Origin of the sequence: Ekhidna sp. (genome assembly GCF_039940915.1) — a bacterium.
In the GTDB taxonomy this organism is placed as follows: domain Bacteria; phylum Bacteroidota; class Bacteroidia; order Cytophagales; family Cyclobacteriaceae; genus Ekhidna.
The window spans coordinates 135,698-160,846 of sequence record NZ_JBDVFO010000002.1; the positions used below are offsets into that span (position 1 = coordinate 135,698).

Here is a 25,149-nt window from a genome sequence, read left to right on the forward strand (position 1 = left end):
ACATTATGAGTTTATCTTAAGCACGAATGTAATTCCCGAGGATATGAAAATAGATTTCTTAGCGATTTTAAATTTAAAATTTGTGACAGCTTTAATCCTTCTGGCATCAATCAGCTCATGCAATAGTGATGATGGAATAGATTCTGGCGATGAGACAGATAAGACGTGGATTCAATCTAGCAGCGATTTTGCACCAGAGGCCTCCATTAATCAAATAGCTATTAGCAGAGATGGAAATACCATTGCCATCACAGATTGGGATCCAAATTTAAAGACGACCGGAACAGTGAAAATTTTCAGAAAATTTGTTGATGAATGGCAACAAATAGGTGAGTCCCTATCAGGAATTGATGATGATAAATTTGGTGCGGCAATTAGTTTAAGTGCTGATGGAAACATCGTTGCAGTTGGGGCTCCATCGTATAACGATGTAACAGGAGAAGTTTTCATATACGAGTATACGCAGGATACTTGGGAACCGACCGGTCAGATTTCTGGCGCTCAGCGGTTTACTTCTTTAGGTGTGGACTTGGCACTAAATAGCGATGGATCAAAGATTGCAATTATATCAAAACCATTGGGACGTCTGGGTTTTAATTCAGTACTAAGCATATATGTGCAATCTGGTTCAAATTGGGAGAGCGTTATTAATAATTTTGATAATGTGACGGCCGTTGATGTGCCATTGCCATCCATGGCTTTCAGTGCTGAGGGGAATAGGGTCTTTTTAGGCTATACGCATAATACAGGCTTTGTGGACGCATACAGTGTAAATGGATCAGCGTTAGTCTCCATCGGAGATAGGTTAGTTGGGGAAAATCAATTGGACTGGTTTGGCAATATCGGTATAAACACCAGTGGGTCGACCGTTGCAATAGGCGGAACTGGTTATCCTGGTGCTGATTATAGGGGAATCGTCAAGGTTTATCAAAACAATTCAGGATGGGAACAAAAAGGGTCCTCGCTATATGGAGAAGAATTGGATGATAGGGTTGGTAAAAAAGTGGCATTAAATGAAGGTGCGAGTAGATTAGTAGTTGGCGCTGGTATTGGTATTAGCCGAAGTGCTTTTGTACGTGTATATGATTTTGTAGAGGGAGATTGGAATGAATCTCTTACGATTTCCAGCAATGACATTGAAACCTTTGATCAGGATCTAAAATTAAGTGATGACGGAAATACTTTAGTCCTACTATTTGGAAGGAAAGTAGAGATTTGGTCATTTGAGTGATTGTCCATTAAGTAAATCTTGATCAACTAACTTTTTACAATGATATTCCGAGGAATTGCCACGTCGGAATAGTGGCTGGTAGGAAGCAGAGTGGTGAACATGCGCGTGCTCAACTTTAACCTGACTTCAATACTTCTTTCACACGATCTGAAATAAAAGGCATGTGATAAAGTCGCTTTCCAGTGAGCCGAGCAAATGCGCTTGCAATCGCACCACCAATTGCAGGCAAAGAAGCCTCTCCAATTCCAGTAGGTGGGAGTGACGACTCCAGCAGCTTAACTTCTATGAGGTCAGGAGATTCACTGTTTCTTAATATCTGATAATCATGAAAGTTAGATTGTTCCACAGCTCCTCCTTTAATTGAGATCCGTTCTTTAAGAACACTACTAATTCCCATGATTATTCCACCCTCTATCTGAGCAATAGCATTATTGGGCTGTATAATCAATCCTGCGTCTAAAGCCATCCAGACTTTTTCCACTTTTATTGAACCTGAGTTTGCGTCAACTGAAATTTCACATACACAAGCAGTTATTGCACTGCGTTCGCAAAAACTAAAGCCTTTGGCTTTACCGCTTTGAGCTGTGCTTTTCCAATCACTTAGCTTAACAACCTCATCGATTACCCTATGTGCACGCTCGTCCGATATCATTTTTTGTCGGAACTCCACAGGATCGTTCCCTGTCTTCTCAGCCATCTCATCCATAAATGCTTCAATGGCAAATTTATTTGCTCCATGCCCTTCCGCTCGCCAAGAACAGGTTCTAACAGGTTCATCAATATACTTTGCCTCAATTTTTTTGTTAGGGATTTCGTAGAAAGGTATTCTTGATCCAGTACTTATTAGTGCTCTCCCGGCTCCAATGGTTATGTACTTCCAAGAATCAATCCTGCCTTGATTGTCTACACCTGCCTCAATTCGTTGGATAGTCGCTGGCCGAAACATTCCTGCTGCCATATCATCTTCGCGCATCCAGAAGAGCTTAACCGGTTTAGATACTTTTTTTGCGATTTGACATGCTTCCATTAAGGTGTCTCGCTTCGTACGTCTGCCAAAGCCACCACCCAAATAACATCTATGAATAGTCACATTGGATTCATCTAAACCCAGCGCCTTAGCGGCATCTCTAAGCACACTATCAGGAGCTTGTGTACCAATCCATATTTCAGCCGATTGCTTGTCTATTGCTAAAGAGACCGTCACGTTAAGAGGCTCCATCTGCGAATGGTAGGTGAAGTCGTTATAAAAGTCTGCAGTGTACTTCGTGATATTTCTGGATAGTTGAAATACGCTTCCTTTTTCCTCTACTGTTTGCGTCTCTATGGTCGAATCTTCAAGTTTTTCGGCATATCCATTCATGGCTGATTCGCTATCATAGTCACTCACTTCCTTCTTCACTGACCAACTAATATCCAGTTGTTCCTTTGCCTTCTGCGCATTTTCCAACGTGTCTGCCACAACAGCTATGCCATTATCCAGCTTCACAACTTCCACAACACCTGTCATTCCTAACACATCATCCCCATTCTTTAGCGTAGGTGTAGCGTCGAAAACCGCACCATGAGCAACAACCGCGCATAACCGATCTTTTGGAGCAACATCAAGCGAGTACATGGCCTTTCCATCCACTTTATCGGGAAGGTCTCTTCGCGGAACATCCGTACCTATAATTTTGAATTTATCTCTCGCTTTAAGATCCGTCTCATTTACTTCAGGTAAAACTTCAGGCAATGTGTCTGCATCTGCTAATTCTCCATAGCTCATTTTTCGGTCCGACATTCGATCGTGAACATATCCATTATCACAATAGGTCTGCCTCACATTTATCTGCCAGGCAGTGGCTGCCATTTGTTGAATCGTTTTTCGCACCTGGGCTCCTGCCAGACGAAGCTTCAGGTGATAGCCCTCAACTGCGTAACTTCCTACAATGGCCATCATGTTGCGAAACCCCCAACCATGATGTCCATACACATCAGCATCGATGGGGCTGTCTTCAATTCTCACAAGTGTCCAATCCGCCTCCATTTCTTCCGCGACAATAACCGGAAGTGCTGTCATTGATCCTTGTCCCATTTCGGCAGCTGGATTGTAAATGGTAACGCGTCCGTCCGTTCCTATTTTTACCCACGCATTTACGGGCACATGCTTAATTCCATTTCTAGCGGGCACTGAGCACATTTGTCCAATAGAACCCACACTTATCAAGAAGGTGAGTCCACCACTAATCTTTAGAAATTTTCTACGACCAATTACTTCGTTCATCTTGTATTCCCGTTTGAGTCAACAACTTTTTGAATGGCCTTATTAATTCTGTAATAGGTGCCGCAACGGCAGAGAACATTATCCATGCTTTGCTGAATTTCACGAAGGGTAGGTTTGGAATTTTGTTTCAAAAGCGCTGCAGCCTGCATGAGTTGACCCGATTGGCAGTACCCACATTGTGGAACTTGTTCTTCTATCCACATCTTCTGTAGGGGATGAGGTCCATCTTCTGATAAGCCTTCAATGGTGGTGACTGATCTTCCTTCGAGTGCTGCGACAAAGGTCATACAGGCTTTGACAGGGAGTCCATCTAGATGTATGGTACATGCTCCGCATTGGGCAATACCACAACCATATTTAGTTCCTGTCAATCCTAGATGTTCACGTAAGTACCAAAGAAGCTTTGTGTCTCTTTGAACATCCACATTTTTCCTTCTACCGTTCAGTTGAAAAGTTACCTTCATTATTCAAAAAAAATTGCTGTAGAGCAATTAAGAAAAAGGCATTGGAAGTGACTAGTTGTTTAATTAATCACACGAATGAATTAATTAATTCCACAACTCAATAAGATACGTGAACGTCAAAGTCAAGCCTTGCTGACGATCCGTCACACAGTAATAAATCATAGCTTTATTTTATCATCGCGGCGTTTATTGCATGGATGGGTATCCTCATCTTCTTCAGAACATTGATAGCACGGGGGCATTAATAAACAGACGACTTCCAAATGGATTCAATGGTGAAAATCATTTCATATTGATTAAATCCTACAGATAGAAACTTTGAAATTAGATTCATTTTCTTAAGGTTTATAAATTGTTATGTTAATCTTTCGCAAATAATGGCTAAAGAGGTGTAAACTTGAACAGCAGTATACTAATAAAGTGTATGAGCTATTTGCTAAAAAAGATGGCCCGTTAAGCCAAATTTCTTAAATGAGAATCTTTGCAGCAGATTTTGCCAAGACTAAGCATACTTGACTATGAAGAACAGGTCTTAATTATACTTAATGAATACCATCAAAACCCAACCTGAATCTGAGGATAATCTTGAAAAATTGTGTCAAAAATGTCTTGAAAAGACACATATTTCTCATGGTCGAAAGCGCAAATTTTATCATCCTCGGCTAAAAAACCTCAATCGACTTGAAATACACAAGTCACGTACCCATCAAGGGTTTCTTTCACGGATCGGAATATTTATTGTAGGACTATATAATGGCTGGTTACACTTTTATAGAAAGATGCACAACCTGATATTTCCTCGTCGAGGTAAAATCTATGGTAATCCCAATCCTGACAATGTGGTAACCGGCCATCTTACATTTGGTAGTAGGATGGCTGACGCAGATTCCCCTATTTTTAACATGCACCTGGAGCTATGGGCAAGAACTTTCTGGGGAGGGTATCGCAAGCTTGGTCAGGGCAAGTCTGATCGCGAAGGAAAATTTAGCCTTCCGTATGATTTGTTTTACGTTCATCGGTTCCATATCGCGAAGGTTTGGTTGGCAGTCTACCAAACAGGCTATGAGCATTTCACAATAAATGGACAACATGCTCCTAAATTTACAGAGTTCAAACGTGTACGGATTAGCAAAGGAGATTTAGTTGGGATAGACTATAGTTGTCGTCAGGTTCAACTTTTCTATTGGGAGTACCGGAAAGACACCGCATTACCACGGGTGGTTATTAAGGATCATGATAAAGATGCTCCGGATAAGTATTCACCCGGTTTTGATGAAGCACTTGAAAAAACATTTGTCCCTATTGAATTGATCAAGCTCAAGCACTTGGAAATGATTCGAATGAACCAAGGGCTTACATACCAGCAAATAGTTGAGGACTACCCTGAGAATTTAACCGTTTGCATGGAGAAAAGGCTGCCGGGAATCACAAGAGGGGATGATTGGTTTGGCCAGCGAATAATGAATGGGATGTATGCCTGTGATTTTGATCGTGACCCTAAGAACCCGGACCTTTATTGGGTTCACCATCATTGGGGATCTTATGAAAAGAGGTCTCACTATTATGCGATGCCTGATGTTGACATGTGGTTCAAGCTGAAGGAAGATGGCTTACCAATACCTGTGAAGATTACGCTTACAGGCCCATTGACAGCTCAAGAGACGGATGAAAAACAAAAAAGAACCTTTACGCCTGCCGATGGAGAGAAATGGTTGGCAGCAAAACGAATCTGCCGTGTAAGTGCTGGTCTAAATGCAGAATTATCACATCACTTTGCCGGGACACATATCAACTCAGAACAGTATGCGATTGCGTGTTTTAGAAATTTAAGATTGAATCCCATCTCTGGGCTACTTAAATCCTTCTTGCGCTCCGTTGTGTTAGTGAATCATACAGCCGATCGAATTTTAGTGGGCAATGGATACATTACCTCAGCCTGTGCGCTTACTCCCAAAGGGATAGATCAGGTCGTGTATAATACCATGGGGACTTTGGATTGGAAAGGGTTTCAACCGATGCAGCCGATTAGCGAAGCGCATACTTACGCCAAAGTCGCCAACCTGTTTTGGGATATTGTTTTTCAGTTTGTATCTGACTTCATCGATAATCCTGATAACAAGGAACAGATTTTAGCGAATTGGTTTGAAATTTATTGCTTCTCTGAAGATCTGGTTAATCATAGCGTGCCATTTTTCCTTTGCAATTACCTGCAGCATGCTTTGTTAGATGCTAAGGGAAAGATGAAGGGTAACTCAGACTGGTACAATCAACACCACAGGATGGATTTAAATGACGATCGGCCGGAGGTGGATGGAATCAAAAAGGCCGTTTCAAAAATTACAGATAAAACAGATGGTGAAGAAGTTACGGATGAGGATCTAAATCAGCTAAAACAGGCATGCACCTATATGATTTATCAAGCCACTTTTGGACACACCTGGTCTAACTCCAAGCAGTACGATGATATTGGGGAAGTGCTGTATTGTAGCCTGGGAATTCGGTTTGGAGATGGTCCTGATGGAGTAATGGGTCCTGAATCTGATCATTCCATTGCTCCAGATCTTACCCGTTCCACACAAATGATGTGGTGGAGCAATATGCTATCCCGCACCGGATATGGATTCATCATTGCTGATGAAGATAAAGATGTCCCTCCTGATTTGAGAGAAAGCCTTGAAAATCATCGGCAAGCATTCGCGAACCTTGACTTAGACATAGACATTATCCAGTCCCGAACTAACATTTGACAGATAAAATGAAATCGAACCGAACTCCTGTTTATAAACTAGTTGGTACCAGCATTCACCGGTTGTTTGGAATCATGATCCTTTGGATCTACACAAAAGCCTTTACCTGGGCGTTGACGATCTTTGGAAGTATCTTTATGCGTTCGAAAATGTCTCATAATAATGGGATCGCTGCGGTGGGATCTATCCGATTTATTGATAACCCCGGATTTCCATTACATCCGTTTTTTGAGCCTGGAAAAACCCTCCCTTGCCGGGTAAGACATGCTGCGGCGTCTTTTTATGATGATGCCATGCGAGTGGTCAGAAGTATGTCCGTTAAGATGGCAGATACAGCCAAAAAAAGCCCCATGGATATCGAACTGAACACCGGCGAAACGGCCCTTTTCTGGTCCATTGCAAGCTTCTTCCGATTTGCGAAGTACAAGAAGACCCGTTTTGGGATGCAGTACGAAGATTACTATCGCAAATACCCAACAGGAGTGGAGGGCGCCCATGTGGGAATGAGACGTGACCCGACTTCATTTTCTAACTTAAGATATCATACGCAGACACCCTATCTATATGAAGCTGAGGATAATGTGCTGCGATATATTAAATATCGAACGATTCCCGCTGAAGATGTGCCTGAATCAGGCCTCTTGGATGATTATGATATGTTGATCCCTACAGAGAATCAGCGTATTCTACCAGGAGAGACTCGGGTCAGAAATTACCTCAAAGAAGAATATGTTGAAAGGCTTCAGAGGGGTCCCATAAAATATAAACTGCAGGTTCAACTGCACGAAGCGTCTGATGACGATGATGCAGAAGTCTTTAACTGTTGCAGAAAATGGGATGAGGCATCTCATCCGTTGATGGATTTAGCAGAGATCACCATGAATAAGCCCCTGGACTGGGCTGAAAGTACCAAGATGATCTTTACGATGAAGAACCTTCCTAAAGGTCTCGGTATCATTCCATCTTATTCTATTTATGATTATAATTCGCTCAATTTTCTTCGCAGGCACTCAGACCTGGCGAGAAACGCGCGAGTGTGGGCAATTAAGTTATTTGGAATGCCTCCAGAGATTCCTGATAACGATATACGGAATTCTAATGCAGCTAACTAAATTATGAAAGAGGAACTTCTGTACGAAAGCAAAAGCTCTAAGGTCTTTCTAACGGATGATAAAGATCTGAAAACCAAGATCATTACCAAGATCCTTAACGAGGAATTCCCCTCTCCAGAGACTATCAATAAGTTTTACAACGAATTTGACCTCACCCATAAGCTGTCCATAGAAGGAGTACGTCAAAGCTTTGAGCGTAGAAAGATAAACAATCGTCACGCGATTGTACTGCAATATGTTCCAGGCAAAACCATCAGAGAAAGAATAGATGATGAGGTGTTTAGTATTCCGGATTTTCTAAAATATGCCATTGATATAGCAAGAATTTTATCCGAGGTACACGAGGCGAAAATCATCCATAAAGATATCACCAGCCATAATCTGATTATTGACGAAGAAAGTGGAAAAGCACATCTTCTGGACTTTGGTATTTCTACAAAACTGAACCTTAGAGAACAAAACCTTGAGAATCCGGAAACACTAGAAGGTTCGCTCATGTATATTTCTCCAGAGCAGACCGGCCGAATGAATCGCATGGTTGATTACCGCACCGATCTGTATTCTCTTGGCATTACTTTTCATGAAATGCTGACGGGGAAAGTACCCTTTCTACACACAGATGCCATGGAAATGGTGCATGCACACATCGCCGGTCAGCCTCCGTCCATTACATCCTACAGAGCAGACGTTCCTAAAGTACTGCAGCAGATTGTAGACAAGTTAGTGGCTAAAAATGCAGAGGATCGTTATCAGTCGGCAAGGGGGTTGATGAAGGATCTGGATCTGTGTTTGAAAAGCTGGAACAAGACAGGAGATATCAAAGATTTTGAGTTGTGCCAACATGATTTTTCCGGTGATTTTCAGTTGCCACAGAAACTCTATGGGAGAGAAGATGAGCTGGCACTTTTGATGGAAGCATTTAGTCGAGTTTCTGAGGGGAAATTAGAAACGATGTTGGTTGGTGGGTACTCCGGTACGGGCAAATCGGCGTTGGTGCATGAAACTCATCGCCCTATTACTGCAAAAAGAGGATATTTTATGGAGGGTAAGTTCGATCAATTCCAACGATCAAAACCCTACCTCGCTTTCGTACAGGCTTTTACCAGTTTCGTTTCCATATTACTTACAGAAAACAATACCCGTTTGGAACCTTTAAGACAGCAAATCAAAAATGCGCTGGGTGATGAAGGTAAAGTGCTTACCGAGTTAATACCAAATCTGGAACTTTTGATTGGTACGCAACAGGAAATTCCCAAGCTGGGTGGTTTGGAGTCGCAAAATCGATTGAACTACCTGTTCAGCTCTTTTATTAAGGCCATAGCCACTGCTGATCATCCTGTTGTCCTTTTTATTGATGACTTACAGTGGGCTGATAGTGCATCCTTGTCTTTATTGAATGTACTAATGTCTAATAAGGAACTTAACTACTTTATGTGCATTTGCGCGTATCGTGATAACGAAGTGAGTTCCGATCATCTGTTCAGCATTACAGTCTCGGAAATTCGCAAAAAAGGGGGCAAGGTTAGTGAGATAAAAATCGGAAATCTGGGAATGGCGAATACCCAACAACTGATTACTGATTCAATTAATTTACCCATTGATGCCATTCACTCACTTTCGAATTTGGTTTTTGATAAGACGCATGGAAATGCCTTTTTCGTTACACAATTCCTTAAGAAACTGGCAGAGGAATCATTGTTGTATTTTGATCATCAGGAAAGGAAGTGGAAATGGAATATTGAAAAAATCAATGAGCGAAATATTACAGATAATGTCGTAGAGCTGCTGGCAGGAAAGATCATTTTTCTGCCAGAAGAAACGCTGGAGTATTTAAAAGTGGCTGCATGCATTGGCAATATGTTTGATACAGAAACCCTTGAAGCCGGCCATGATCAAAAGACTAAATCAATCAATTCCTCAGAAGAGTTAGATCCTGTATTGGAAGCACTCCGGGCGGCACTTGCAGAAGGTTATATTACGCCTACAGAGCATCAATTCCGTTTTATCCATGATCGGATTCAGCAGGCAGTGTACTCATTAATTCCTGATGAAGAAAAAAGTGCTTTTCATTACAGAATAGGTACGCTCTTACTAAAAAGAGCCTCTGAAGAGCAACTGGAAAATCAGCTTTTTGAAATTGTCAATCAATTGAACCAGGGGCTGGAACTCATTGATTCTGCCGAAGAAAAAGAATTGATTGCAGATTTAAATCTTCGTGCAGGTTTAAAAGCCAGGGATTCCTCCGCCTTCCAACCATCCCTTACGTACCTGGAGACAGGTATTGGATTATTGAAGTCTGATCATTGGGAAACTCAATATGAGCTTAGCCTTGGGCTTTATACAGAAGCAGCCGAGTCAGCATATAATATGGGCGAATTTGAGCCCATGGAAGAGAAATTGAGTGCTGTATTGGCCAACAGGAAAGAGCTCATGGATGCGGTTCGTCCCTATGCCATACGCATCAATGCATTAAAAGCTCAAAATAAGCTTCAGGAAGCTATTGATACAGGCCTTGAAGTATTGGAACAGCTAGGAGAAAAATTTCCTAAAAAAGGACCTTTGCCACTTGTCATGATCGATTTGATCACAACAAAGATTAAGCTGATGGGCAAGGGGCATGATCATATCTTAGGAATGAGAGAGATGACCAATCCGTACAAAGCGGCTGCTCTCAGGATTCTCAATGATATTGCTTCACCTGTTTATTGGGCCAGGCCAGCAATTCTACCTTTCATCATTTTCCGAATGGTCAGACTCTCACTAAAATATGGCGTGACAGAGATATCAGCATTCGGTTTTGCAACCTACGGGTTACTGATGTGCGGAGTATTGGGAGATATGAGTGGAGGATACCGTTTTGGACAGATCGGGTTGGCGTTACTTGACCGCTTCGATGCAAAGAGGTGGCTATCGCAGATTTACACACCTATCTATGCACTCATCAATCATTGGAGTGAACATGTTCATAAATCTCTCGAACCTTTCTTATATTCTTATAAAGTAGGTTTTGAGACAGGTGCCATTGAATACGCCTGTATCAATGTAAATATCTATAGCAATCACATTTATCTGGGGGGTAAGCCACTTGCTAAGTCCGAAAAAGAAATGAGGCTTTTTAGCGAGCAGATGCTGAAGTACAAGCAGAAGACGAATTACAATTACAACGAGATATACCGCCAGGCTGCACTCAATCTTCTTGATCGTTCCAAAGACCCAAAAGTACTATCAGGAGAAGCCTACGATGAGGTAGAGATGGCACCTATTCATGAGTCAGAGAATGACCGGGCTGCTACATTCCTGATACACATCAATAATTTGATGCTTAACTATCTTTTTCATGATTATGGCAAAGCGCTGGAGCATGCAAAACTTACGAGACCTCTATTGGATGCCGTTTTAGCAAAATATGATGTGGCAATCTTTTGGTTTTATGAAGGCTTGGTAAGCATGGCTGTAGCGCGAGAGTCAAGTGGTAAAAAAAGGAGTTTATTGATTCGCCGAGCAAAGAAAAACATTTCACAATTCAGAAAATGGGCGAAGTTCAACCCGGTTAACCACCAACATAAACTAGACTTACTCATTGCCGAATTCGCTTCGTTGAAGGGGAGCGATGCTAAGGCTCGTAAGCACTTTGATCTGGCCATAAAGGGTGCAGAGAGTGGTGAGTTTCTCAATGAGGAAGCTCTTTCATTAGAAAGAGCTGGGTTTTATTACTTAGCTACTGGTCAGGATTTCACAGCGGAGAATTACTTGCGTAAAGCTTTTCAGACATATAAAGAATGGGGTGCGATTGCAAAGATGCACGACCTGAAAAAACGCTTCCCGAAGATTTTGATAGGTTCTGAAAAAGGTGATTCGATCATTACTGCTCAAACATCAAAAGGAAGTGGTAATTATACAGAGAGTTCTTCACTGGATCTGGAATCTTTAATGAAAGCGGCACAAGCGATTTCAGGGGAAGTCGTATTGGAGCAATTATTGAAAACCCTTTTAAGCATCAGTATGGAAAACGCAGGTGCGGAATCCGGTTGTATACTTCTTAAGATGGGAGATAATTGGTTTATAAGGAGTTCGAAATTTGCAAATGAGGAATTCCAATCTGCAACTACGGAGATCCCTCTTCACGAAAATACAAGGGTTCCGGAAAGCCTGGTACAATACATTCAAAACACGAATCAAAGTCTGGTATTGGATGATATTTCAAAGGACCAGAGGTTTATGTCTGATCCTGCTGTCAAGAAAAACAAGCTGAAATCAGTTTTATGTCTTCCGATGCTCAATAAAGGAAATCAAGAAGGGATTCTTTACCTGGAGAATAATTTGCAGGAATCTGTTTTTACAGAAGACAGAGTGCGTTTTCTTGAATTGCTCTCAGGACAAATCGCTGTATCAATGGAGAATGCCCATTTATATGAAAACCTGGAAAATAGGATCGAAGAAAGAACTTCTGAACTAAAAGCGTCCTTGGAAGATTTAAAGTCCACGCAAGAAGAGCTTAAAAAAGAACATGACAAGCTGGATGTTGCCAATAAGACAAAAACAAAGTTTTTTTCAATCATTTCGCATGACCTAAGAGGTCCTATAGCCAATTTAATGGGGTTAAATGAATTGACTAAATATCATATAATTGAAACCTACGATGCAAAAGATGATGAGCAGCTAGAAAAAATATCGGGATATCTTAAAGATTCTACAGATCAGGTGGTCTCTCTCCTTGATAACTTATTGAGCTGGGCCCTAAAAGAGGAGGGAGTTATGCCATTCAATCCTTCATTGCTCAATATAAAAGCATGCCTCGATGAGAACATATCATTGATGCTTCCTCAAGCGCAATCAAAATCTATCGCCTTGCAGGTGCAATGTGATGACTCCATAGAAGCCTATTTAGATAAAAACAGTTTTAAGACCATTTTAAGAAACTTAACAAGTAATGCCATCAAGTTCACAGCTGAAAATGGGAATGTGGACTTTGCTGCAGGGGTTGAAGGAAAAGAACTTATACTCACCGTCTCTGATACAGGAATAGGAATAGAAAAAGAAGAAATCCTGAAAATTTTTGAATTAAGGGATGATAAAGTAAAATCAGGGACGAAAGGAGAAAGAGGCACAGGGTTAGGCTTGAATTTAGTTCATGATTTTGTGAAGACTAATGGAGGAAACATCACAGTAGAGAGTGAAGTGGGAAAAGGAACTACTTTTAGGATGCATTTTCCATTGAGTTAGGCTGGCACTGCAGAGTCATCAAACAGCCTCAAAGCACAATATTCTAATTTTTTATCGGTCCGACGACCCAGTAATGTCTCAGTGTGGCGTCTGTCCCGATGGCTATGGGGATTAATTGGCAAATAATGATTTAATTAAATGAACCTGACAATCGTGGAGATTGAGTGGATTGAAAAACCAGGGTTTAACTAACTTCCTGAAATACATTTAGCAGTTTAATTAATTAGAAATGAATTTGACCGTTAGACAAATGTTTATTGTGGCAATAGCAGCCACAAGCTCAATCTTCACAGGCGCCTACGCTCAAATAAAAACGTCCGTTGACAGTGCGTATATCTATCCCTATGAGAAAACAAAATACGTCCCTCCAGTAGATAAGACGTTGCTGATCGTTGGGCAGTCGTTGAGTAAGATCAATGAATACCGGGCTTTTACCAACGACAATAACAATCCCGCTGGCTGGTCGGCTTATTGGGCAGTGACAGAATTTTCGGGTTTCAAAGGCCCCTGGACTACCTCATCTGGAGACACACAAGATCACCACTTTCTGGTGAAGAAATTCGACAACATGGTTTTACACAGCGCCATGTGGATGGTGGGAAAGTGGGAAATAGCTAAAAAAACATCTGAAGGACAGTACGATAACGTGATCCAAAAATATGCTCGCTGGGCAAAGAAGACAGATAGGCCTGTTTACTTGAGGCTGGGATACGAATTCGATGGCCCACATAATGAACTAGAACCCAGGGAATATATAAAAGCATTCCGGCACATTGTAGATGTAATACGAAAAGAGGGTGTTGAAAATGTAGCCTTTGTATGGCACTCGTATGCCTCTACTCCTTATAAAAACTACGCTCTATCCGAATGGTATCCTGGTGATGATTACGTAGACTGGGTAGCAATTTCTGTCTTTTTTCAACCCTACGATGATATATTCAATCATAAAGAAACAAATGATGTTATAAACTTTGCCAAGGAAAAAAAGAAGCCCGTGATGATTGCCGAAGCTAACCCGGTGAATGGAATTGATAAAGATGATCCAAAAGTTTGGAACGGCTGGTTTGTTGATTTTTTCTCTTTCTGCTACAACAAGAACATCAAGGCCATTGCTTTCATAAATGAAAACTGGCCAAGGATGAATATCAGTGGCATTGGGGGATGGAAAGACGCCAGGCTTTACAATAATGCTGAGGTAGCCGAAAAGTGGCTGATCGAAACAAGAAAAGATAGGTACCTCAAGCAATCGCCAGAACTATACCAAGAATTGGGATATAGGAGAAAAAAATAAGGCAACAACTTTCAAAGATTCAGACGCATAACAACAAGCGCACTGCAGATGAAACTTACTGTACTTGTTTCGTCACCACAGTGGCGGATCGCTGAAAAAGAATGAGCGCCTATACCCATTGTTCGGTTGTATCGTACTATTGTAAGATGCAATTTGAGGTTTCACCTATTCAGTTCATAACCGTTTGTGCCGTTATCAATGGGTTTGTATTCGCCTTCCTTCTTTTTGAAAAGAAGGAGAATCGTCAGGCCAATCGGTTCCTTTCATTAATGATCTTGTCCATGTGCTTGACGCTGACACCTTTGGTTATTGACATGACCATTTGGAATACCTACCAATGGTTAGCATGGCTCCCTTTTTCACTTTCCTATTGGGTAGGGCCGTCCTTTTATTTCTACATAAAAATCCTAACAGGTAGTCCGAGATTTAGAAAAAAAGACCTTTGGCACTTCTCACCAATTATTCTGAACTATTTACATAGTGCATATCATGCCGTCTTGGTAAATGCAGACCCATGGCCATATTTTCATCACATTGCAGAAGTATTAGAATCAGCGGCAATTCTTTCCATTGTCATTTACTTGATTTTGTCTTTTAGGCTAATCAAACCATACAGAAGATCATTGTTGGATAACGTTTCCAATACCGAAAGAATTGATTTGAGATGGGTCGGTCAAATCATTTACATAATCGGTGGTGTTTGTTTTCTTTTTGCCTTCTTCCTAATAGCAGGCACGCTAGCAGGTGGCAGATACACTTTGGAAGAGTGGGATGATCCAAGAGCTTTTTTATTGCTCATCTACGCAGGTATTCTATACTGGATTAGTATCAGTGGATTCAAGCAGGCGCAAATACACAAAATTCCTGCACATGAAATTGAACGAAATGAATCGAAAAGACCATCTGAAATTGTTAAGAAACTTGACGAAACAATAAGAACTCAAAAACTTTATAGAAACCCAGAACTATCACTTACAGATTTAAGCCAAGCTGTTGACATATCTGAGCGTTCAATTTCCGACACCATTAATCAGGAGCTAAATAAGAACTTTTATCAATTGATTAACGAATACCGGGTAGAAGAAATTAAAATGTTATTGCAAGACCCTAGCAATGATCATCTGAAGATACTGAGTCTGGCAATAGATGCAGGGTTCAATTCCAAGGCAAGCTTTAATAGAGTTTTTAAGCAGTTCACCGCAATGACACCAAAAGAGTTTAAATCTCAAAATTCTTAGCATACTGGAAATGAGACCTGTTTACCGAAAGTGAGACTTTATGTTAGCTGCAACCTACTAATTTGTTGGAAACTCAATAAACGATACGCCTAAACGGACGCAAGAGATGTATATCAACATGAAAATGAGGTTGCCAATTGTATTTTCTATACTTATCATATTAAGCGGATGTCAGACAGAAGAAGTAACCAGTGAGAATCTACCCATAATGGGAGATCTTATATTGGGAGACTATTCGGTCGGGTATAAAACAATCTTCACTTACGATCGAACAAGAAATGGCGTGCCATATTCCGATTGGGATGGAAATCTGACGAATAACCACAAGCTTGAACTAGGACGTCAGTTCCAGATGAATGTTTGGTACCCGGCAGAGAGTGGTTCGGGTGATCGAATCAACTATTCGCACTATGTTTATCTAAGGGGTCGACAAACAGATTTTGGAGAGACAGAAGGGCAGAAGGAATCTGCCAAGCAGACGTTTATTGAACAGACTCAAGGCCTTGGAAATGTTACCATTGGAGTACTTGGAAGTACGAAGGAGGATTTCACAAGTGAGCATCTTGATCAGCTGCTTGAGTTGGAAGTATATGGTCGACTCGATGCAACTCCTCTTAAAGGAAAATTTCCGGTAGTTATATACCCAAACGGTGGCAGTCCAGCATTTCAAAGTATCACGTGTGAATACCTGGCGAGCCATGGATATGTTGTAATAGCCTTTACGCCTAAGGGTCGATTTTCTTCCGGAATGGAAGTGTCTGCGATAGGCTTAGAAGTAGCAGTTGATGATTTTGAATTCGTCCTGGGTAAAGTGAGTGAACAAGCCAATGTTGATATGGACAAAGTATCTATTGTAGCCAATGCGATCTCATCTTCTGTTGGCGCTGCAGCTATCTCGAGAAACGACAAACTCAAAGCGCTGATCAGCCTGGAGGGAGGACTTCCGAGCGCGTTTGAGCAAGGTCTGCTGAATGAATCGGTTTTTTATTTGCCAGAGAACATTACGACTCCCATCTTAATCATTTATTCATCTCATCCATCAATTGATCCGAAATACACTTTTCAATTGAAATACGCTGATCGGTACTTTGCCCAATTTCCAAATATGTCAGAATTTGCCATGCTTAATTATGGCATGTTCGATGCTTTTGTTCCAAATATTTTGGGAGAACATAAAGCGAACACCCAAAAAGGATTCGAAGAGGCACATCAACTCATGTTGAGATTCCTGAACCAAAAAATCAAACCTGTCCGCCGTACAAGTAATCAGGCCGGCGGGGATGAAACTGAGACGGTTTTTGATACAGCCTTCCTGAACTCACAGACTGAGATTGATAGTACTTTTGTTTGGGAAGCTATTCCAGCACCTCCAAACATTGCACTTCTGAAAGATCGATTCATGAAAGGCGGATTTGATGAGATCGAGCATATTTATAAAGAGTTAAAAGGGAGTGGGAATCTTCAACCGTATTCCAAGTCCTTCTATAAGGATTATCGGAGTTGGCTTGCCTGGCAGAAAGATGAGGATTATTCGTACCGTCAGAGACTATATGAACTTGGGTACGATAGCTATCCTGAATCCGCTCGGATGAATTACTACCTGGCCTATTACTCCATGAAGGTAGGCCAAAATGCAAAGGCAATTAAACATTATAAGAATACACTGTCGCTTGTTGAGCATGATCCAGACCTTTCCGCAAGCGAGCGTGAAGGCTTAACCAACTATTCGAAGAGTGATCTAAAGGAACTAAACTAGCATTGCTGCGAGCCTGTCTTGATATCATCTTTTGACGCATAATGCGCTGCTTTAGCCTGCCCCAAACATGATTGGGGGCTATGTGGCTGCAGGTAGGGCAGGTTTGGCTCGAGGAGGGGATCAATAGTTAGCAACAGGGATTCGTCCAATGATGCGGTCATATCACCTTAGTGTAGGAGTGTGGGGACGTCTAGTCCACTCTTATGAAACTTTGGTAGCGTATGGGAAGTGAGGCTGGAAATAGATGCTTAAACTAAAATACCACTTATATGCATAAGGAATCATTAGTTGAGACCTACGCCAACCATTATCCTTTGAACGGGTTTTTCACCCTTCTAAACAATCTCTCAAATGCCGCCCAATTGTTACAATTAAATCATCTTATTTTAAAAATCATTTTTAATGTAACGCGGTAAGTGTTAACTTAGAAGATAGCTCACTTTAAGAACCTAAAGCATATACAAATGAAAAGCTCACGTAAACCACTATCACTATTGTTTCTTTTGCTGCTAATCTCTTTTGGATGCAGCGAAGAATCAGAAAATCCAGTTACTACAAATGATGTTACTGGACAAGAATTATTTTCCGCTATCTTTTTCGGACACAACAGCCATTATAACTTTTCTTTATCAAAACAATTACAAGGCAAAAAAAGAGATCTACCTCAAAACCTTAAAGAAGAAGTACGTAAACGTGAAGATTTTTTATTGTCTTCTATCCATGCCCTTGACCCTACTTTTTATGATAATTTCAAATCTAAGATTCAGAGTAATAATCATCTTGTAGTAGGGGAAGGATTACAAGATGCCTCATCGACTATTGCCAGAACTCTAAGTGAGACGCCTGAGCTAGCAATGGAGTACAAATACGGCGCTTCTATCTTAAGCCAGGTAGATATCAACAAATTCATAGAAGGGGATGTTTTCAACGAAGCAGCATTTGAAAACTATCTAATTGAAAATAATCCAAATCCAATAGTAACTCCAACCGTGGTGGTCGCAGCTGTAGCAATCTACATTGCTGTTGTACTGGATGTCGTAATGTATGTTAATATTGGTGTTTATTTTAACGTTTCCATCGGTGCCAATTTTTGGGTAGAAGATGCTGGGGCTACAAACCTTGGTGTACAAATTTCCCCTAATGTTGGTGTACAAACCCCTAATGTTGGTGTACAATTTCCCCCCAATATTGGCCCTCCACCTAACGTCTTTGTTGGTAGATATAATTCAAACCAAAATGCCAACTCATTAAAATTTGATATGCTAATCGATGAGATCGCTACTTTATCATGGGGTAAATAGAAATCTTATTTCAGGCTTTTGTAGTAATCCATTTTGTAGGAAATGAATAACAGAGTTAAAGTCGTGTCAAATGGCTTATAATAAAATCTTATTTCATGAATGATACGACTTTAAAAGGTTTGTATGTAACCATCGTAGTGGGAATTCCACTCGTGCTCTTTGTCTATTACAATAAGGCAAACCCTTTGGTCATTATGGAGGGGACACCTCAAAAATTGCTCAATGTCTTCCCCCAGGGGTGGGCCTTCTTTACAAAGGACCCCCAGGACGATGTATTAATGCTGTACAGCTTTGAAGATGGCAGCTTTGAAAACGCCATCAAAAAATCCTCCATGTCGCTAGAATCACTCTATGGAATTAAGAGGCATTCCAGGAAAGCAAATCATGAATTTTTTGCGCAAATAATAGCGAAAAATATACCCACCTGGACCAAGTCAGATAATCAAAATTGGAGGGATGATTGTCGTAAAATAGAACCCCTAGATACGATCACGCTAAGCACCAAACTTCCAGCTTTAGCAAATGGCGTCTACTTAATCTACTGGAGTAGGCGAACCCCATGGGCATGGTCTTCATCGGAGCCAGTAATTCCATGCAAGTGTTCAAAAATTCTTTTAAATAGAAAATCTTAATGCCAAGCTAGCTGTGTTATCGTTTACCTGGTCAAATGTAGTTGGGCTCTCCAGAGCACTATTAGCACTTGGAACACTGAGTACTTTATTATTTAATAGTGTTGATGTATTATTCTATCAATTTGAAGAAATTCTTCAAAACGATTTACAGAAGTTTGGATTGTTTTACCTCCTTAAGGGCAATTTTGTCTTTGCGAAAATCTTGTCAATAGGGGTTCTGGGGTTCGTCATCTCCGGCTATTATCCAAGAGTATCCTGCATACTGCATTGGTATGTAACAGCGTCTTTTATGAATGTTTGCTCCATACCTGATGGCGGTGATCATGTGTCTAGCGTGCTATCTCTCTTATTGATCCCTATCGTCGTTATGGATCCAAGAAAGAATCATTGGGATCCACCGGTCACCGTAGAGAAGAAGGTTGGTTCAACCATCGCATCTTCCTTTCTCATGCTTGTAAAGCTCCAAATGATGGCCATTTACTTACATGCGTTTGTCGCAAAATTGTTTGTGCCCGAGTGGACGAATGGAACGGCAACCTACTATTGGTTACTTCACGAATATCACGGCATTCATGATTTATTCGCAGGAGTATTAGGCAAGTTATTATCATTTCCTATTCCAGTCATAGCAGTAACTTGGGGGACACTCGCATTTGAGTTTTTGTTAGCCGCTTGTATTCTTTTGGAAAAAGGAAGCAGTAAGAAACAATACTTTTTGTGGGCAGGCATTTCATTCCATTTTGGAATTTTTCTAATTCATGGTCTAGGATCATTCTTTCTTGCAATGGTGAGTGGGCTGATCTTATATCTGAGGGAAACAGAAGTTACCTACGAATTCAAATTCGCCCCCATTTTCACATCAATGAAAAACAAAATGAAAGTTGGCTTCAAGAAATGAATGAATTAGCGATTAAGATAGAATGCATCCTTAATAGTTTAGGGTTAGCCCCTAACATCAATTAAAACCATCATATCATTTCTTAGCTGAAAAGAGTACTCTTTTATTCACATTAGTCTTTTTTTTCAACGGTGTTCATGAATCTTCGATTTGCCATTCCTGGATGCGAGACACCTTGTAATAGGAATTACCATGCCGCAGATAGGCATGTTGGCAAGGAGGGAAGGAGAGAAGGAGAGCAGCAAATGTGTGCGGGTACTTTTCTATAAAAAACGGATAGTGAAGCTACTTTTGCTCAAAAAAAGAAGTCCCAGTCCAATCACCTTGAACTGGCTTATATAGTACCTTAACAGGAGTACAGTAAATAAAAATCACGTTTTGTTCCTTGTACCAAAAGTGATTGATTTTAGAAGTTTCATAGACCGTCTTTACTTCCAGGTTTCTAAGTGGATAATTGGTTTCTAACTCTTGAGGTTTAAATGAAAGTTCCTTTTTCTCAGTCGGTGAGATTTTTATATAGTACTGGCTACTGGGAATGGCTGTTTTTTCAAGCGGCGTGTATGGAACCTGTAAAACATCTGCTTGCTTAGGGTCTACATTTTCCTTTTCAAATAGTTCAGCGTACTGATTTTTCCAATAGGTTACCGTATTGGGTTCCTTAATGATAATTCGCTCAGGATTTTCTGATGAGCGGGCCAAGTTGTTGATGTTGGATTTAATCGTCATAAACCTGGGAGGCTCCTGAGCTAATCTCATAATCCAATCTTTAAATAGATCTACCCATTTATCTGGAACTGCTACTCTTGATGTATGGGATGAAGGTGGAAAGAAAGGCATCCAGTCCGGGTCTAAATTGCCTACATATGAGCTGTCTACTCCTTGCTCGGCTTTTAGGTATCTCATTGCACTTGCAGACCAGTTAATATCTTCTGATTTTACAACTCCGAATCCTAGTTTGATGATTAATCCATTTGCATTCTCCAGTGGGTTTAGTGTCTTATTAGCATTTGAAATTCCTTTGGCTCTGTTCTCATAGCTTAGCAGATCTTTGCGTGAAATATCCGTTCCTCGCCAGGAATGCATCGGTTCAAATTCAGGGACTTTATTCCAACTCAAAGAATCATTTAGTCTGTAGTGAACGTCCATAAGAGAAACTTTGGCGTAGAAGTAAGACTTATCTTTTACATGTTCTCGAATACCTATTTCATTTATTCGATACGCAATGCCAAGGTTAAGTTGGTTCATATTTCCACTAGAGGCTTCTGATGGAATTCTAGCAAGTACACTGGTATAGTTCGTTTCATGTTCGAGAAATAATTCATCAGCAACAACTTTTTCACCGGTATAATAAAGGTCGAGATAAGCTACTCGCGCCATTTGTCCTGAAGCCAGTTCTTCATCAGTAAACAGTTCATCAGACCGATGACGCTTCTTCATTGGATTAGTGCTGAGCGTAATCTCAGAATCCTTAAACCTGTTGTAAATATTTCTATGCCTAATCAGAATGGTATTGTCATACGCTTTAGCTCGCTTTAGCGACCAATCCTTGTAGAATGGTATCCATTCATTTATCATATCATTCGCAGATACACCATAAGTAATAGCTCTTGGCCAACTATTGTTACTCGAAGAAGTTTCCAGATACTTTTTAGCATAATATTCCCAATTAATTTCATCCTCTTGAATAACATTATTTTTGATCAAGGCCAGCAAGGCTACATCATTGTTGATGATTGGTGGCGAACTAGAAGGCTTGATTTGCCCAGTAATCTTGGCCATTCTTTTTTTTGTTTCTTTTAAATATTCAGCAGATCTATACTTTCTTTCTGGTGTAAGATATCTGAGACATCTAGATTGAAATTCAGATGCAATGGCCCTCAACTTATTTCTTCTGTTGGACTTATCCAGCAAGGATTTCTCATATCCTCTTGTATGAGAATTGGCATGAAAAAATTGATTTGAAATACTGGCATTCAAGCCATCCCTGCATAGAGGTAACGCACCACTGGACGTAGCGAAGTTGTGATCAATATTTACTAAATCATCGTATGTAAATCCAGAATCAAAACGCGTTGAAGGCGTTTTTTCCATTATGCGTACATATAGATCTACAACTGCAGAACGAAGAGTCTCAGTCCGCTCATCAGATACATACCTGCACAGTTGTGCTTTTTGAACCTTTGAAAACTCAAATGAATCTGCAACGGAACCATTAAAATTGACTTGTTCGAATTTCGAGTTAGCGAACGACGCGCTATCCAAAATTGATGCAATTAGCCCTGTATTGATCATTTGACTTTCGTCAAATTTGGCTCCTCTCAAATCACAAAACGAAAAAACAGTCCCGGTGAGATTCGCTCTTGTAAAATCAGCATTTCTAAAATCTGCTCCAAAAAATAAGGATCCAGTCAAGTCAGATTCAAAGAAATTGGCATCCTGAGCATTAAGCATAATGGCTGATGCATTACTCATTTTAGCATTAGACAGATCTATTTTTTCAGCATTCGCAAAGTCTAATTTAGAATTGATCAGATTGATTCTTTTGCCCTGAAGACTCCCCATTTCAGCAAACTGGAATTGACCTGATTCAAAATTACCACCAGTCAAATCTGCTTTATTAAGATTTATACCCCGCAAATCCACGGATTTCAGATCGTAATTATTCCGAATAAGAAATTCTATTGCCTCTATTTGTCCCAGATTGGATCCATCTTTCCTTTCAATGGCACTTTCAACTATCTGAATTGCTGATTCGAGTGAGAAAATCGATGATGTTAGGAAATGGGAATCAACAAGCCTCAATATATTGTCGGACTGATACACGATTCCCGTATGATCGTCAGGGTCTACACTGATTAAAAAACCAAGAAAATCTTTATTGGTAGAGAATAAAGCGCCACCGCTCATTCCAGGAATGAGTCGATTGGATTTTGACTTAGGTTCGACGGTGTAATACTGATCATCGCTAGTCAAAATGTTTACATGGATAAATTGAAAGTCACCTAGATCATCTCGAATTGAAAGTACGCCATCAAAAAATTGACCTGGATAATCATTGCCGTCATTCGATATGTTCCACTCATTACACCCAGAAAGCGCGTCTCCTAATCTAATGATAGCAACATCTTGTTCAGGGTATCGAATAATCACCTCAGCTTTAGTTCGTTCACCATTTGATCCAACCACGTTAAGATCAGTTCCATTCAAATCATGATTAGCAGTGATAGCAAAACAGCCGTGTTTGTTTGCTCTCAAAATGCCCTGTCTTGTGTCCATACCACCGGAGATATAAATGGGAGTTTGAGATAAAACAACGATCGAATTAAGGAGAAGTAGGAGGGTCAAAACGATTCTAGCCATTACTTTTTCTTCATGCGTTTTTTCTTCGCATTCATTGATTCAAAGAAGCTCGAATAGGTCTTTCTTATAAATTCTAAAAGCGTAAACAACCCAATTAAAAATGCGATAGTTAAAGATAGTGTTTTAAACAACTGATCATTCAGAAATCGATTGAGTAGTGAAGTAGAGATTTGAAATTTCGTTTCATTATCGACTGCACCAGGTTTTTTAATCCATGCCTTCAAAGCAACTATCCTGTAGCTAACTCTGAGACCACCTTCGTCACCTATGTAAATCAAACCAGACGCTTCCGATTGAGCATCGTACATCAGTACTTCATCACCGAGTGATAATTCGTATTTATCTGCTTCAAAATATTTGTTTTGCCAAATGGACTTACCAATCATGGTAATTTCTCCGGATTTCAATACACCATAATCACTATAGGCACCAAGGTGTCCAACGTTTCTCCCAGCCTTCACATCACCAAGAAATGGGATAATTATTGCACCATTCGTCATGCGGTTGAGAGTAAGTTCTTGAATGGAAATAATGTCGTCTCTATGAAGATCAACTGACCTATCGTTACCATAAGTTATAGCACCTATTGTGCGTGAGGCATCATTCTTATCAAAACTAAAAATGACCAACTCGTCGGAAATCCATTCAACGGTAAATTTCACATTCTTATTGAGTGCCAGAAATCCATTGTGTATATATATGCTATCAGCGTCATCTAAATAAATCGTAGCTCCTGAAAGATCAAATTGAACTCCAATCTGATCAGAAGTCTGTACCTCAACAATTTCTGTAATAGCATTTACCGAATAGGTGGTAGGCCGTGGACTATAAGCAGTAATCACCAATAAAATCATGAATAGCGTGACAACCAGGACAATTGTCAGACTGAATATGATCCGTATGCGTATCAGACCACTCATTGCATACTTATCAAAGGCACTGAAATACTTTGAGATTTTATTCGGGCACCAAGCTGTTTTGAAATATTTAGCCAAATATTGGTACTTCCTTTTAACTGTTCCCAGCTAACCTTACACCTTTGATTGAAATACATAATTGGCTCAGGTAGTTCTTCAAAGGAGAGTTCTAAGCTCTCATCACCAGACTCCACTATTAGTTGGGCAGATCGACGATGTAATATGTTAATGTTCAATACATTATTTTGAGTAGGATCTTCCCATCCAGCAACTGTGTATAGTTGTTCCTGGTCATCAAGATCATTCTTTAGCCCACACAAAATGGACAAGTTGTTCTTTTTATATTTTTGTAATTGAGTTTTGTGTTTAGTAGGTAACATAAACTCTCGTATTCCGAATTTGAGATTTGAAATCTCGTAGTTAATCCGTGCAACATATCGTCCATCAACTGATTTTATTACGACTGACAAATACTTGAAATTAAGTTCAGGAACATGTGCATAAAAAGCAGAGGGGTCATCCAACTTTCCATCTTGGGCATATTGAATCCCCACCAATACTCTGGTGCTTGAAGGAACTGTTTCTTGCCATTTCTCCCATTTATCGGGAAGTTCAATGGGTGAGACAGGGGGGTGTGATTGCGCTACCAATTGGATAGCACTAAAACTGCATACAGCGAAAATTAGTCCAATAAGTATTCGAAACATGCTAGATGG

At 40.4% G+C, this 25,149-nt stretch carries 15 protein-coding genes; 10 read left to right on the plus strand and 5 right to left on the minus strand.

The annotated features are described in order from the left end of the window. The first annotated feature begins 82 nt into the window (after positions 1-82). Positions 83-1,231, plus strand: coding sequence for a hypothetical protein (locus ABJF57_RS05895; RefSeq protein ID WP_462233333.1), 1,149 nt, complete (start codon positions 83-85; stop codon positions 1,229-1,231). Between the two features lie 115 nt (positions 1,232-1,346). Here the strand turns inward: ABJF57_RS05895 and ABJF57_RS05900 are convergent, their stop codons facing one another. Together ABJF57_RS05900 and ABJF57_RS05905 are read right to left on the minus strand one after the other, a co-directional pair. After that, positions 1,347-3,494, minus strand: a complete 2,148-nt coding sequence (locus ABJF57_RS05900; protein WP_462233335.1) for a xanthine dehydrogenase family protein molybdopterin-binding subunit — start codon at positions 3,492-3,494, stop codon at positions 1,347-1,349. Continuing rightward, positions 3,491-3,961, minus strand: a complete 471-nt coding sequence (locus ABJF57_RS05905) for a (2Fe-2S)-binding protein (RefSeq protein WP_462234846.1) — start codon at positions 3,959-3,961, stop codon at positions 3,491-3,493. Before ABJF57_RS05905 ends, ABJF57_RS05900 begins: the two co-directional genes overlap by 4 nt. Before the next feature lie 542 nt (positions 3,962-4,503). On the opposite strand from ABJF57_RS05905, the gene ABJF57_RS05910 reads away from it, so the two are divergent. The 9 genes from ABJF57_RS05910 (at position 4,504) to ABJF57_RS05950 (ending at position 20,156) form a co-directional block, all read left to right on the plus strand. Continuing rightward, positions 4,504-6,705 carry a lipoxygenase family protein gene (locus ABJF57_RS05910; RefSeq protein WP_462233337.1) on the plus strand — a complete coding sequence of 734 codons (2,202 nt, stop codon included), beginning with the start codon at positions 4,504-4,506 and terminating at the stop codon, positions 6,703-6,705. Between the two features lie 8 nt (positions 6,706-6,713). Next, entirely contained in the window at positions 6,714-7,817 is a 1,104-nt protein-coding gene (locus ABJF57_RS05915; protein WP_462233338.1) for a catalase family protein, read from the plus strand. Between the two features lie 3 nt (positions 7,818-7,820). After that, positions 7,821-13,040, plus strand: a complete 5,220-nt coding sequence (locus tag ABJF57_RS05920) for a sensor histidine kinase (RefSeq protein ID WP_462233340.1) — start codon at positions 7,821-7,823, stop codon at positions 13,038-13,040. A 229-nt stretch (positions 13,041-13,269) separates the two neighbouring features. Further along, complete coding sequence (locus tag ABJF57_RS05925; protein WP_462233342.1) at positions 13,270-14,331, plus strand: glycoside hydrolase family 26 protein; 1,062 nt, start codon at positions 13,270-13,272, stop codon at positions 14,329-14,331. 101 nt (positions 14,332-14,432) lie between these two features. After that, a complete protein-coding gene (locus tag ABJF57_RS05930) occupies positions 14,433-15,569 on the plus strand; it encodes a helix-turn-helix domain-containing protein (protein WP_462233344.1) in 1,137 nt (378 codons plus the stop codon). Positions 15,570-15,693: 124 nt separating this feature from the next. Then, positions 15,694-17,325: an alpha/beta hydrolase gene (locus ABJF57_RS05935; RefSeq protein WP_462233346.1), complete on the plus strand. Its 1,632-nt coding sequence runs from the start codon at positions 15,694-15,696 to the stop codon at positions 17,323-17,325. 464 nt (positions 17,326-17,789) lie between these two features. Next, entirely contained in the window at positions 17,790-18,626 is an 837-nt protein-coding gene (locus ABJF57_RS05940) for a hypothetical protein (protein ID WP_462233348.1), read from the plus strand. Positions 18,627-18,721: 95 nt separating this feature from the next. Beyond that, positions 18,722-19,258, plus strand: coding sequence for an SdpA family antimicrobial peptide system protein (locus ABJF57_RS05945; protein ID WP_462233349.1), 537 nt, complete (start codon positions 18,722-18,724; stop codon positions 19,256-19,258). Positions 19,259-19,271: 13 nt separating this feature from the next. Beyond that, positions 19,272-20,156 carry a sporulation-delaying protein SdpB family protein gene (locus tag ABJF57_RS05950; protein WP_462233351.1) on the plus strand — a complete coding sequence of 295 codons (885 nt, stop codon included), beginning with the start codon at positions 19,272-19,274 and terminating at the stop codon, positions 20,154-20,156. Positions 20,157-20,441: 285 nt separating this feature from the next. Here the strand turns inward: ABJF57_RS05950 and ABJF57_RS05955 are convergent, their stop codons facing one another. The 3 genes from ABJF57_RS05955 to ABJF57_RS05965 are packed head-to-tail and all read right to left on the minus strand — an operon-like array spanning position 20,442 to position 25,140. Beyond that, positions 20,442-23,516 carry a pentapeptide repeat-containing protein gene (locus ABJF57_RS05955; RefSeq protein ID WP_462233353.1) on the minus strand — a complete coding sequence of 1,025 codons (3,075 nt, stop codon included), beginning with the start codon at positions 23,514-23,516 and terminating at the stop codon, positions 20,442-20,444. Next, the gene (locus tag ABJF57_RS05960) at positions 23,516-24,436 is read right to left on the minus strand and encodes a hypothetical protein (RefSeq protein WP_462233354.1); all 921 of its coding nucleotides are present in this window, start codon (positions 24,434-24,436) and stop codon (positions 23,516-23,518) included. Before ABJF57_RS05960 ends, ABJF57_RS05955 begins: the two co-directional genes overlap by 1 nt. Further along, entirely contained in the window at positions 24,433-25,140 is a 708-nt protein-coding gene (locus ABJF57_RS05965) for a hypothetical protein (protein WP_462233355.1), read from the minus strand. The genes ABJF57_RS05960 and ABJF57_RS05965 overlap by 4 nt, the downstream gene beginning before the upstream one ends. Positions 25,141-25,149 lie beyond the last annotated feature (9 nt).